This window comes from Georgenia muralis (genome assembly GCF_003814705.1).
GTDB lineage: Bacteria > Actinomycetota > Actinomycetes > Actinomycetales > Actinomycetaceae > Georgenia > Georgenia muralis.
The window spans coordinates 952,761-965,317 of the sequence record NZ_RKRA01000001.1 but is presented as its reverse complement, the minus strand read 5'-3'; the positions used below and the strand labels follow the sequence as shown (position 1 = coordinate 965,317).

9 protein-coding genes are annotated in these 12,557 nt (G+C 70.7%); 7 read left to right on the top strand and 2 right to left on the bottom strand.

Annotated elements, in window-relative coordinates; genetic code table 11:
* Window positions 1-87: 87 nt before the first annotated feature.
* From EDD32_RS04150 to EDD32_RS04130, 5 genes are all read left to right on the top strand, one after another.
* The gene (locus EDD32_RS04150; protein ID WP_246005967.1) at window positions 88-2,067 is read left to right on the top strand and encodes a glycosyltransferase; all 1,980 of its coding nucleotides are present in this window, start codon (window positions 88-90) and stop codon (window positions 2,065-2,067) included.
* Window positions 2,067-3,401: an O-antigen ligase family protein gene (locus tag EDD32_RS04145; RefSeq protein WP_123914908.1), complete on the top strand. Its 1,335-nt coding sequence runs from the start codon at window positions 2,067-2,069 to the stop codon at window positions 3,399-3,401. The genes EDD32_RS04150 and EDD32_RS04145 overlap by 1 nt, the downstream gene beginning before the upstream one ends.
* Window positions 3,402-3,427: 26 nt before the next feature.
* The gene (locus EDD32_RS04140; protein ID WP_170175208.1) at window positions 3,428-4,429 is read left to right on the top strand and encodes a glycosyltransferase family 4 protein; all 1,002 of its coding nucleotides are present in this window, start codon (window positions 3,428-3,430) and stop codon (window positions 4,427-4,429) included.
* Window positions 4,426-6,714: a glycosyltransferase gene (locus tag EDD32_RS04135; RefSeq protein WP_123914902.1), complete on the top strand. Its 2,289-nt coding sequence runs from the start codon at window positions 4,426-4,428 to the stop codon at window positions 6,712-6,714. Before EDD32_RS04140 ends, EDD32_RS04135 begins: the two co-directional genes overlap by 4 nt.
* A gap of 263 nt (window positions 6,715-6,977) precedes the next feature.
* Window positions 6,978-8,834: an ABC transporter ATP-binding protein gene (locus EDD32_RS04130; protein WP_123914899.1), complete on the top strand. Its 1,857-nt coding sequence runs from the start codon at window positions 6,978-6,980 to the stop codon at window positions 8,832-8,834.
* Here EDD32_RS04130 and EDD32_RS04125 read toward each other — a convergent pair.
* Together EDD32_RS04125 and EDD32_RS18730 are read right to left on the bottom strand one after the other, a co-directional pair.
* On the bottom strand, window positions 8,799-9,674 hold the full coding sequence (locus EDD32_RS04125) for a polysaccharide pyruvyl transferase family protein (protein WP_170175207.1): 876 nt from the start codon (window positions 9,672-9,674) through the stop codon (window positions 8,799-8,801). The two genes, EDD32_RS04130 and EDD32_RS04125, sit on opposite strands and share 36 nt — an antisense overlap.
* Window positions 9,675-9,709: 35 nt before the next feature.
* Window positions 9,710-10,543 (bottom strand): hypothetical protein, encoded by an 834-nt coding sequence (locus EDD32_RS18730; protein ID WP_170175206.1) that lies wholly within the window; start codon window positions 10,541-10,543, stop codon window positions 9,710-9,712.
* A gap of 99 nt (window positions 10,544-10,642) precedes the next feature.
* On the opposite strand from EDD32_RS18730, the gene EDD32_RS04115 reads away from it, so the two are divergent.
* Window positions 10,643-11,581 (top strand): glycosyltransferase, encoded by a 939-nt coding sequence (locus tag EDD32_RS04115; protein ID WP_170175205.1) that lies wholly within the window; start codon window positions 10,643-10,645, stop codon window positions 11,579-11,581.
* Entirely contained in the window at window positions 11,568-12,554 is a 987-nt protein-coding gene (locus EDD32_RS04110) for a glycosyltransferase family 2 protein (RefSeq protein ID WP_170175204.1), read from the top strand. Before EDD32_RS04115 ends, EDD32_RS04110 begins: the two co-directional genes overlap by 14 nt.
* Window positions 12,555-12,557 lie beyond the last annotated feature (3 nt).

Below are 12,557 nucleotides of genomic sequence, written 5' to 3'. Positions count from 1 at the left end.
TCCCCGACGTCCGGAGGCCACCCCGTGCGGGTCCTGCGCATCTCCCACAGCGCCGCCGTGAGTGCGTGGCGCGAGCGGGAGCGGGTGATGACCCGACGGGGTCACGAGGTCCGCACCGTCGCCGCGCGCCGGTGGGACGTGGGCGGCACCGCCGTCACGCTGGAGCCAGAGCCGGGGGAGGACGCCGTCGGAGTGGCGACCGTGGGCACGCACCCGGCGCTGTTCCTCTACGACCCACGGCCCCTGTGGCGGGCGCTCGGGGAGGACTGGGACGTCATCGACCTCCACGAGGAGCCGTTCGCCCTCGCGACGGCAGAGGTGCTCCTCCTCCGGGCACTGCGTCGCCACAGAGCGCCGTACGTCCTCTACTCCGCGCAGAACCTCGACAAGCGGTACCCGCCTCCGTTCCGGTGGCTCGAGCGCCGGGCGCTCGCGCACGCCTCGGGGGTGAGCGTCTGCAACGAGGAGGCCGGGCGCATCGTCGAGCGCAAGGGGTTCCCCGGGCGGGCCGAGGTCATCCCGCTCGGGCTGGACACCACCCTGTTCCGCCCGGCCGGGGCCGCCGCCTCCGTCGTCGGCCGCGGCGGGGTGCCCGTACCGGAGGCTCGGCCCGTCGACGTCGACCGCGTGCACGTGGGGTACGTCGGCCGCCTCGCGTCGCACAAGGGGGTCGACGTGGTCCTCACGGCCGTCGCCCAGGACCCGCGCCTCACCCTGCGGGTGTGCGGCACGGGCCCGGAGGAGGCGTCGCTGCGCAGCCGTGCGGCCGAGCTGGGTGTGACTGACCGGGTGGACTTCGCGGGCCACGTCGCGCAGGCCGAGCTCCCCGCCCTCTACCGCAGCGTCGACGTCGTCGCGGTTCCGTCCCGGACCACACCCTCCTGGGTGGAGCAGTTCGGCCGTGTAGCCGTCGAGGCCATGGCGTGCGGGGTGCCCGTGGTGGCCAGCAGCAGCGGGGCGCTGCCCGACGTCGTCGGCGGAGCGGGCCTCCTGGTCCCGCCCGGGGACGCGGCCGAGCTGAGCCGGGCGCTGCTGGCGGCGGGGCTCGACGCGGACCTGCGCCGGACGCTCGTGCGCTCCGGGCTCGAGCGGGCCCGACGCTGTGACTGGGAGGTGGTCGCGGACCGCTACGAAGCGCTCTACCGCCGGGCCATCGGGGACCAGGTGTCGGCCGAGGGTGGTGCTGCCGGGCAGGAGCTTGCGGACGAGACGGCCCCCCCGGTCGAGGTGGTGGTGGTGGCCTACGGGACACCGGAGCTGCTCCGTCGCGCGCTGGCGCCGCTGATCAGCCTGAGCGTCACGGTCGTGGACAACTCATCCCTGCCCGAGATCCGGGCGCTGTGCGAGAAGCTGGGGGCGAGGTACCTCGATCCTGGTCGCAACGGCGGCTTCGCCGCGGGGGTGAACCACGCGCTCGGGCACCGGTCTGTGCCCGGTGGTGACCTCCTGCTTCTCAACCCCGATGCCGTCGTCACCCGGGAGGACGTAACGGCCCTGAGGCGGGCCCTGCACGCCGACCCCCGACTGGCCAGCGTCGGTCCGGCCCAGGTGGACGGGCAGGGCCGGCCCGCCCGGGTGGGCTGGCCGTTCCCGCACCCGGCAAGGTCCTGGCTGGAAGCCGTCGGTCTGGGGCGGCTGGGGCGGCAGACTGGCTTCGTGATCGGGTCGGTGCTGCTGCTCCGTGCCGAGGCGCTCGCACAGGTCGGCGGGTTCGACGAGCGGTTCTTCCTCTACGCCGAGGAGACCGACTGGGCCTACCGGGCGGCGCGCCTCGGCTGGCGTCACGCGGTCGTGCCCGGCGTGCGGGCCACCCATCTCGGCGCCGCGACAAGTGCGGACGCCGGCGAGCGCGAGGTGCGTTTCCACGCCTCACAGGAGCGGTACTACCGCAAGCACTTCGGCGCGGCAGGCTGGCAGGCGAACCGCGCGGCGCGGGTCCTCGGGGCGGCTGCACGCTCGCTCGTCACTCGGGCCCCGAACCGGGATGTCGCGCGGCGGAGGCTGGGGCTGTACCTGCGCGGACCCGTCGCGGCCGAGAGGTCGTCGTCGGCGGGCGGGGGACCGTGATGGACCGACTGGTCGAAGCGCTGCGGCCAACCCTCGCGGTGGGTGCGATCGTCGGCGTGGCCGCCGCGCTGTACCTGCTGGGTGACCAGGTCCCGAACCGACCGGAGATGGCGCTCGCCGCCGCCGTGGTGGTTCTCGTGCTCGGACTGACGCTCGTTGAGCCGGTGGCGCTGCCGTTGCTCGCCATGCCCCTCCTCCTGGTCGGCGCTCGCTTGGGGCTCGGCGGAGTCGACCTGTCGGTCTCGGACGCTGCGCTGGCTCTCGCCTTCTGGCCTGCGGTATTCCTGTCCAGACGGCCCTTCTCGCCGGCGCTGAGGAACCTCCTGTGGCTCTCCGGGATCTACCAGATGTCCACGCTCTTCACCGTCCTGGCGAACCCGTACCGGCTCAACGCGGTCGAGTGGGTGCACCAGTGGCTCCTGATCGGAGGTGCGCTCGTCGTCGGCTGGGCCGTGGGGCGTGGAGGCTACGCCCGTCAGGGGCTGGCCCTCGTTGTCATCTCCGGAGTTGTCCTGGCGCTGCTCACCGTTGTTCAGGGCATGATCCAGGTCGCCAGCGGCGACCTGGCGCCGGTCTATCCGCGATGGCCGTTCCTCATGCACAAGAACTTCGTCGGGACGCTGCTCGCGTTCGTGGCGGTCGTCGCCTATGTTCGGCCGACCTGGACGGGCTGGACGAAACGTTGGTCTCTCGCTGCCTTCTGGCTCATGGTGGTCGCCATCCTCCTCACGCAGTCGCGGCAGGCTCTGATCGGTCTCGGCGTCACGCTCGTCGTCGTCGCCCTCCGGCGGGACCCCCACCAGAAGCGCTCGAAGACCATCATCCTGGCCGTGGCCCCTGCCATGGCACTGGTCGGTTCCCTCGTGCAGGAACAGGTCGAGTCCGGGAACGTCCACAACTCCGTGTTCCAGCGAATCAGCTGGATCGGCGACACGATCGAGTTGTGGCAGTCGGTGCCCTGGTTCGGGGTGGGGATGCGGTACTGGGTGGCGGGTCGGGGACTCCCGTTCCAGCCGCCCAACGCCGAGCTCGAGGTGCTGGCCTCGGCAGGCGTGGTGGGTCTCGTGGGGTTCGTCGTCATGGTCATCGGTGCGCTGGTGGTGCTGTGGAGGGTGGACCCGACGTTCGGGACCCTGGCGTTCGCGGTGGTGCTCTCGCGCGTCGTCCAGTCGCAGTTCGACATCTTCTGGGTAGCGGCGCAGGTCTCCGTGCCGTTCGTCGTCGCCGGGGTGTGCCTCGGGGCGCAGGCGTTCGCGCAGGAGGCCGAGGTCACGCGACGCCTCGTCGACGCCGCGCGCGAGCCAGTCGGTCATGCCCCGGGTTACGCCACGTGAACCAGGCCCTGCGGATCGTGCACGCCGTGACCTCGGCACGCTTCGCCGGCGTCGAGCGGTACGTCGCCGACCTCGCCGGTGCCCAGCACGCGGCCGGTCACCGGGTGTCGGTGATCGGCGGTGACCCTGCGGCGATGCTCTCCGTCCTCGGGACCGACCGGATCCCCCTGCGCGCTGCGAGCTCGGTACGTGCGACCATCCGGGCCCTCAACCGGTGGGCCGACTGCGACGTCGTCCACGTCCACATGACCGCGACTGAGCTCGCGGCGACCCTGGCCACAGCGGCACGCTCGGTGCCGGTCGTCACCACCCGGCACTTCGCGCGGCGGCGCGGATCCTCCGTCGGGGGACGGTGCGTCGCACCCCTCATCGAGCGTCGCGTCGACGCCCAGGTGGCCATCAGCCAGTACGTCGCCGACCGGATCGAGGGTGTGGCGGCGGTGGTGCGCACGGGCGTGCCCGTCCGCGAGGACCTGCCCGGACCGCGGGGTCGGGAGCGGACGGTGCTCGTCGCCCAGCGCCTCGAGCCCGAGAAGCGCACCGACATGGCACTGCGCGCATTCGCCCGCGCATCCCTCGCTGACGAGGGGTGGCGTCTGGCGGTGGCGGGCGACGGGTCCCAGGAGGAGTCGCTGCGAAGCCTCGCGCGCGAGCTCCGGATCGGGGCGTCCGTAGACTTCCTGGGGCGCCGGTCGGACGTCGGCGATCTCATGGCTCGGGCCTCCGTCCTGCTCGCGCCCTGCCCGATCGAGGGTCTGGGGCTGAGCGTCCTGGAGGCGATGGCCGCCGGGCTCCCCGTGGTCGCTGCTGCCTCGGGTGGCCACCTCGAGACCGTCGGGGCCGTCGAGGGAGCCACCCTCTACCGTCCCGATGATCCGGAGGAGGGTGGGCTGCTTCTCGCTGACCTGGCGGGTGACCCCGACCGGCGGGCCGAGTACGGCGAACGGCTCCGCAACCGGCAGCGGTCGGCGTTCACGTCCGAGGCCCAGGTCACGGCGCTGGACCGGGTGTACCGGAGCCTGCGGTGACCGACCTCGTCGTGGTGTCCCTCGAGGCCTGGGACGCGGTCTGGCGGCGGAACCAGTACCTGGTGGCCGGCCTACTCCGGGCGGACCCCGCGCTCCGCGTGCTCTTCGTCGAACCCCCCGCGGATCCGGTTCACGACGTGCGGCGCCGGTCCCAGCCTCGCCCGGGCGCAGGACTTCGCCCGGTCCGCGACCTCCCCGGGGCGGAGGGGCGGCTGTGGCGACTTCAGGCGACGAAGCTGTTCCCGCGCAGACTCGACCCCGGCGCGGACGCCCGCCTCGCCGTCGCTGTCGAACGGGCCGCAACCCGCCTCGGCTTCGTCGAGCCGGTGCTGTGGATCAACGACCCGGGGGGTGCGACGATCCTCCGCCGGACCCGGTGGCCCGCGCTCTACGACATCACGGACGACTGGGTGGCAGCTGACCGCTCCGCTGGCGAGCACGCCCGCCTCCTCGCCGACGAGCACGTTCTCCTGCGACGCTGCCGCGAAGTGGTCGTGTGCTCTCCGGCCCTCGTCGAGGCCAAGGGGCGGACGAGGCCCGTGACGCTCATCCCGAACGCCGTGGACGTCGACGCCTACCGCCGACCGGGTGACCGGCCGGCGGACCTGCCGATGGGGCGGGTGGCGCTCTACCTCGGCACGATCCACCCCGATCGGATGGACCTGGACCTGTGCGTAGACACGGCGACCGCTCTCGCGGGGGTCGGCTCGCTCGTCCTGGTGGGCCCCGCGCTCGTGGACCGTGCGACGCACCGGCGCCTCACAGGCGCCGGTGTCATCCTTCTCGGCCCCAAGGACCGGCGCTCGGTGGCGTCCTACCTCGTCCACGCCGACGTGCTCGTCGTGCCGCACGTCGTCGACGCGTTCACCGACAGCCTCGACCCGATCAAGGCGTACGAGTACCGCGCTGCCGGTCGACCCGTCGTCAGCACGCCCGTGGCCGGGTTCCGTGAGCACGCCGGCCACGGCGTCGAGATCGCTGACCGCGGCGAGTTCGCCGCCGTCACCCGGTCGGCTCTGCTCGACCCCGAGCCACGGACCGTGCTCGACGCGGAGGTTCCGACTTGGGACGACCGGGCGGCCCAGATGGCTGCGGTCATCGAGAGGCTGGATCCGCCGGCGACTGGCATCGCCCATGGCCCGTCCGGACCGCGCGTCCTCTTCCTCAACCACTCGACCGAACCGGGGGGAGCCGAGCTCGCACTCGTCAGACTCCTGAGCGTGACGGGTCGGACGTGGCGAGCTGGAGTCCTCGTAGCCGGTCCTGAGCTGGGGGTGTTCAGGGCTCTCGACCGTGCCCCCGGGGCGCTGGTAATGGGAACACGAGGGTCGATGAGGGCCGGCATCTCGGGGGGCGCCGTGGGCCGGGTCCTCGGGGCGGCGCTGGAGGTGATCGTCGAGGCGGTCTCCGTTGCGCTCCACCCAGCCGCGCGCACCGCGGACATCCTCTGGGCCAACTCCACACGATCGGCCGTTTACGGCATCCTCGCGAGCGCGATTCTGCGAAAGCCATTGGTGGTCCACCTGCGCGACGTCGTCTCGGTCGAGTCCCTGGGCTGGGCGGGTGATCTCGTGATGCGCAGACTGGTGCTGCCGCGGGCGACCGGCGTGGTGGCGAACTCGGCGTTCACGCTCGCCTCAGCGGCGGGCGTCCGCCTGCCGGCTGTGACCGCCGTGATCCGGAGCCCGGTCGGGAACGTCTTGCCCGCACCGGCGGCACCCGTCCGGGCGGAAGTGGAGCGCGTCGGCATGGTGGCGAGGATCGCCCGCTGGAAGGGGCAACACCTCCTTATCGAGGCCTTCGCTCGTACGTTCGGTGGAACCCCCGTCAGTCTGCACCTGGCCGGTGGTGTGCTCTTCGACGAGCGCGCTTATCGCCGTGAGCTCGAGCGACTTGTGTCGGACCTGGACGTCGCGGACCAGGTCGTGTTCGAGGGACACGTGGAGGATGTGGGTCTGTTCATCGACTCCTTGGACGTCTGCGTCCAGGCCTCGACGAGACCGGAGCCGATGGGTCAGAACGTGCTCCAGTACCTTGCCCGCGGGCGCCCTACCGTCGTCGCCGACGAAGGAGGACCTAGCGAGGTGGTCGAGGACGGTGTGAACGGGCGGGTCTTCCACGCCAGGCAGGTGGCCTCCCTTGCCGGCGTGCTGGGTGAGCTCGCCGCCGATCTGCCGCAACGTCGACGGCTCGGCGAGCACGCCCGCCAGGGGGCAGTCTCCTTCCGTGACGGCGTGGTCCTCGGGCAGGTCGACGCGATGCTGCGTCGCGTCGCGTTCTCGTGATCACCCGCTGCTCGCTTGGCGCCTCGCAGGCTGCTGCGATTGCGGCCGACCGCTCCGAGGGCTGCGCGGTGGTGGGTGAGATCAGGGGAGGGGAACAGACTCTGCCGGCGAGTCGCTTGCGTCGACGAGGCGTTGGACCGCTCGAACCGGTCACGGCGTGCTCTCGAACGCTTACTGTTGTCGAAGGTCGACCGTGGACGTGAGCGGGCACAAACGGTCCCAAAGGGCGGCTGGGCTGAGGAGACCGAAGGTGAGGACAGGCGTTGCGTGACCTTCTCCGCAAGCTCAATGACGTGTTCGACCGCCGGACCAAACTGAAGCTCGTGCTCGCGACGGCGGTCTCGATGTTGATCGCGACGCTGGACACGGCGGCCATTGCCATGGTGCTCCCGCTCGTCGACCTCGCCACCGGTGCCGGCACGGATTCCGGCGCAGTGGCCGCCGTGGCGGACTTCCTCGGGACTGACGATCAGCGCACCCTCATGGTCACCCTGACCGCTGCGGTCGTCGGACTGTTCGTCCTGAAGGACTTGGGCTCGATGGCATTTACGTGGTGGTTGTCTGGATTCCTAGCGCTCGAGCGTGTCAAGACCTCGGCGCGGCTGCTCCGGCACTTCACGACGTCGCCCTACACACATGTCTCCCGCAGGAGTTCGGCGGAGCTCCTGCGCACGATGAACGAGTCTGTGTCCTGGCTCTTCGCCAATACTGTCAACGGTTTGATGCACTCCGTCTCCAGCTCTGTGGCGATCGTGGCCATCGTGGTCGCCCTGACCGTCATCGCACCGTTGCCCACCCTCGCCGTGGTGGCATATTTCGGCGTGGCGGGTGCGATCTACTCGCGCGTGATCAAGCCGCGCGCCATCGCCGCGGGCGTGGCCATGACGGAGGCCTCACTTGTCAGCTGGCGGACGGCCCTGGCGGCGCTGGGCGGGATCAAGGAGCTCAACATCCGGGGAACCCAGGAGCACTTCGTCGACAACTACCGTCGTGCAGCCACCCGCTCGGCGCAGGCCGGACGTGTCGCCGGCTTCCTCAACGGCCTCCCGCGCTACATCCTCGAGATCCTTTTCATCCTCGCCGTCGGACTCATGCTCATGGTGAGCATGGCGGTGCCGACAAGCGGTCCCGGAGGAAGCGTCGTGGGCCTGCTGGCGCTTTTCGTCGCCGCGGGCTTCCGGATCCTTCCGTCGGTGTCCGGACTGCTCGGGAGTCTGAGTGGCATCAAGGTCGGCGGCCGGGCTCTTGAGCTGGTGCACACAGAGGTGCTCGCTGCCCGAGCGCTCGCGGACAGCCGGGTGGAGGAGGAAGGACCGCGGCTTCCCTTCCGTGACGTCCTCAGGGTCTCGGATGTGTCGTTCCGCTACCCGGAGAGCGACGTCGATGTACTCGACCGGGTCAGTATCGAGGTTCCCCGCGGGACGTCGATGGCCCTCGTGGGCGGCAGTGGAGCCGGGAAGACGACCCTTGTCGACGTGGTCCTCGGACTGCATGATCCGCGCGAGGGAGAGGTCACGGTGGACGGCACTCCGATCCTGGGAAGGAAAGAGCGCTGGCAGATGAACCTCGGGTACGTGCCCCAGGACGTCTATATCCTGGACGCCACCCTGGCCGAGAACATCGCGTTCGACCAGGAGCGCGAGGACATCGACGAGGTGTTGCTCTGGGAGGCGGTCCAGAAGGCGCAGCTCGAGGACGTGGTCCGAGGACTGTCGGCCGGCCTCGACACACCAGTTGGCGAGAAAGGCACACGGCTCTCGGGCGGGCAGCGCCAGCGGGTCGGCATCGCTCGTGCGCTCTATCGTCGACCAGCACTCCTCGTGCTCGACGAGGCGACGTCAGCGTTGGACAACGAGACAGAGAGCAGGATCAGCGGAACCATTCGCGCCCTGCACGGTGAGGTCACCGTCGTCATCGTCGCCCACCGCCTCTCGACCGTCCGTCTTTCGGACCAGATCGTCTTCCTCAAGGACGGGCGGGTCCAGACCACAGGATCCTTCGATGACGTCCGCGCTGCCAATGCCGAGTTCGCCCATCTCGTCGAGCTGGGATCCCTTGCCCCGCTCGAGCGCTCCGGTGAACCGTCAGGTCTGACTTCCGGGTCGCACCAGGCCCGGTAAGTGAAGGGCGAGCGACCACGGGCTGGCGACCCGGTGCGGGGTCGCCGCGACCAGTGAAGGAACAGATCTGTGCAGCTGGTCGATGGCGTGGTCGACCGCGCGCCGGTTCGCTCGCTGTGTCCATCCTGCCGCGGTTCTTGCGGACGTGGTCGGGCTGAGATCGACCCTTCGTGACGTGCTCGGCATGGCCACGGACTCATGATCGAGGAACTTGTGATCCGCCCCGTCCCAAGTTGGCTCGAGGAGGGTCCAGGCCGCGGGGACACCGTACGCATCGGCGACGATCAGGCCGTGCAGCGAGGAGGTGACAACCGCGCGGCACGACGCGATCTCCCGGACGACCTTCGCTGGGTGCTGCTGCGGGTCGATGACCTTCACGCGTACGCCTGCGTCGTTCGCCGCGAGAGCGGTGATCGCCCGGTCCGCCTTGTGGGCGAAGTTGGGCACGATGCCCAGGTCGTAACGGGGGTAGGGGCGTTGCAGCACTCGCGCCACGAGCAGCGCCGGATCGCCGAGGGCAATGACCTCAGGACCCCCGAGCGCCGAGCGGGTCAGCTCGCCGCGGAGGCCGATGATCGTGGCGCGCGGAAGGGAGGGCACCTCGGCTGTGAGGCTCCCCGACCCCCAGATCGTGCCGGAGAAACCTGTCGGCATGGTTTGCAGGAGTGAGCCGATGCCGACGAGGTCGCAGTCGGACGGGCCCGCTGGTAGGGCAGCCACGCCGTAGCGAGCAAGCAGGTATGGCGTGAGCTGGTCGCCGAAGTTCGGCACCTCGTCCCACCAGTACGTCCGGACGGTCGGACTGCGCGGATAAAGAGCTGCGGTGGAGAGGTAACCCATCGCGCGCCGCGCCGTCCGTGCCGCGCCTCGGCGCATCAGCCGGGCACCGGCAGGAAGGTCAGACGGAAGCGAGATCGCCTGGCCTGGAGTGGAGTTGTCACGACCGTGAGCAGCGGGTGCCGGCGCCGCCACTCCCAACGACGGAGCTCGACCGGCCAGTCGATCTGCGAGGCGTACCCGGACGTCGTTGCCTTCTCCCTCATCTGCTCGGCCGATCGGACCCAGCTCAGGTGTGCGATGCCCTTGTCCTTCTCCACGACGGCGTCCACCCGAGCGCGGGCAGGGTGCCACGGATCCGTGTTGTGCGCCGCGAAGTCCACCCGGAACAAGGGGACCTCGGCCTGGCGGCAGTGCGACAGCCGGGTGCCGGCACGGACCGCGACCGGACCGGGGAACGACGCCTGTGACGTCCAGAGTCTGCCGCACCGCTCGAGGAACTGACCCCCGCTGACCTGCTGATAAAGGTCGCGAAGCGGGTAGTCAAGACCGTCTGCGCCCGTCCGGTGCGCACTGTCGATCGCACCGAGCAACGACGTCATGTTGAGGGGGACCTCGTCCGTGTCGAGCTGAAGCACCCAGTCTGCGCCCTCGCCGGCAGCGTCGAGCGCACGTTGGCGCTGCTCGGTCTCGACCTGGAGGACCGGGCGGTCGGGATCGGAGTGGTCGCCCGGGAGGAGCACCACCTTGGCGTCGCGGTCGAGCCAGCGCACGCGTTCGAGCGCTTGGGACACCGACATCGGGTGGCCGGACCAGGACAGGCCGCGGCGGTCGTACGAGACGATGATCCGGTCGACGAAGGGGTAGTAGGAACCGACGCTGTGGCCGAGCCAGGCGGGGTCGCCTGCCAAGACGTACGCGTGCCGCTTCACGAGCCGACCATATCCCCGGTCATCGCTGCCCGAGGGCGGGACCGTACCGATAGCCTCGACGCGTCCGGTTCGAGTGAGGTAGATGTGCCCGATACCCAGGTGGACGTCGTCGTCGCGACCAACCGCAACCACGCGTATCTCCGAGAGTCACTTGCATCCGTCAAGGCGCAGACGTGGCCGCACTGGCGCGTGGTCGTTGTCGACGACGGTAGCCCCGACCCTAGCGCCTTGGACCTTGTGGTCGCGGGCGTCCCCGGCGCCCGGGTGGTGCACCAGCGGTCCGGCGGTGTCTCGGCGGCGCGAAACCGCGGGCTTGCGGAGGGCGTCGCTCCGCTCGTGGCCTTCCTCGACGACGACGACATCTGGCGTCCTGACCGGTTGGAGCGTCAGGTTCGTGCGTGGGAGGCGGCCCCGCACCACGTCGCGGTCCACAGCGCCGGGTGGTACATCGACGCGGAAGGTCAGCCGTTCGGCGAAGGATGGCGCGCCCGGCAGGCCCTGTCACGGCGCTACCTGAGCGGCGAGGAGCCGCTGCCCCGGATCGTGACACTGCTTGTCCGACGTGACATCTGCGAGAGGGTCGGAGGGTTCGACGAGACCCTGTCACTGGCAGAGGACAACGACTTCACCCTGCGTCTCGCGCAAGTCGGCGAGTTCCTCTCCCTCGACGACGCCCTGGTCGGGTACCGCCGTCATGCAGGCAACGTCTCCGCTCCGGGAGCTCTCGCCGGACGGCAGTCCACGGAGCGGATGCTCCGGGCGCAGATCGGGCGCGCGCTCGACCGCGAGGACGTCGCAGCCGCACTGCTTCTCAGGGAGAACCTGAGGCGGTTCCTCAAGGCGTCGGCGGTCGAGGCGCTGCACGGGACGGCTGGCGCGCTGCGAGCGCGGGATGCGAGGACGTTCGCGGCCGAGCTCCGGTGGGCGGGTCGGCCCGCGCCCGCGGCCGCGGCCGTCCGGGCCTCCGCGGTCACGGCGTCCCAAGCACTCCACCGCACTGGCTGGACTTCTCTACGGTGGGGTGATGCGCATCGGTGACCAGCAGGTACCCACGCTCGGCGTCTGCGTCGTGACGTACGAACGTCCTGACTTCCTGGTGCGCTGTCTGCGCAGCCTCGCCGACGAACGGCCGGACCTCGAGGACGTGGTCGTCGTGGACGCCTCCGTGGCCTCCAGCCACGAACTCGTCGAGTCGAGCTTTCCGGGCGCGACCTACGTCCACGACCCGGGGCTGGCGGGGTGGATGACTCGCTCACGCAACGAGGCGCTCATCCATGTCCGTGGTGACGTCGTGGCGTTCCTCGACGACGACGTGGTGGTCCGGCCGGGCTGGGCCGCCGCCCTGCGAGCAGCCTTCCTCGACCCCACGGTGCAGGCTGTCTCCGGACGCACGTGCAACGGACTGCCCGGGGAGGAGAGCTACCACCAGCCGGTCGGCCGGCTCCTGCCGAACGGCCGACTGACGGCAGGGTTCGCGGCGGCTCTGCCCGGCCCCGTGGAGGTCGACCACGGGATCGGCGCCAACATGTCGTTCCGACGGACGGCGCTGGCCGAGCTGGGGGGCTTTCGGGACGACTACCCGGGGACCGCACTGCGTGAGGACACCGACATGTTCCTCAGGGTCGGCGCGCTGGGCGGACGCGTGGTCTTCGTCCCAGGTGCGGTGGTCGACCACCGTCCGGCGCCGCACGTGAAGGGGGCCCGGTTCGACACGCGCTACAAGCTCTACGGGCGCCGCAACCACGTGGTGCTGCTCGCCCGCCACGCAGGGGGCGCATCCCCGCTGCTCTGGAGATGGATCGCAGGACAGTTCCGCGACGTCCTGTCCGCGGGCGGCCCCGGGCGTATCGCGCAGCGTCTCGGCGTCACCCTCGTCGGAGTCGTCTGGGGCCTGGCGGTACTCCCGTCCGCTGCGGGCCTGAGACCTCTTCCGCCGAGGCGTGCGGACGACGCATCCCGACGGATCCGCGCAGTGCTCTCCGACGGACCGCCTCGAGCCGCCGCGCAGTAGTCG

What these genes read in the sequence shown, in the direction of transcription:
- EDD32_RS04145 (WP_123914908.1), top strand. Translation starts at nt 2,067, where the DNA reads ATGGACCGACTGGTCGAAGCGCTGCGGCCAACCCTCGCGGTGGGTGCG.
- EDD32_RS04110 (WP_170175204.1), top strand. Translation starts at nt 11,568, where the DNA reads ATGCGCATCGGTGACCAGCAGGTACCCACGCTCGGCGTCTGCGTCGTG.
- EDD32_RS04150 (WP_246005967.1), top strand. Translation starts at nt 88, where the DNA reads ATGACCCGACGGGGTCACGAGGTCCGCACCGTCGCCGCGCGCCGGTGG.
- EDD32_RS04125 (WP_170175207.1), bottom strand. Translation starts at nt 9,674, where the DNA reads ATGGGTTACCTCTCCACCGCAGCTCTTTATCCGCGCAGTCCGACCGTC.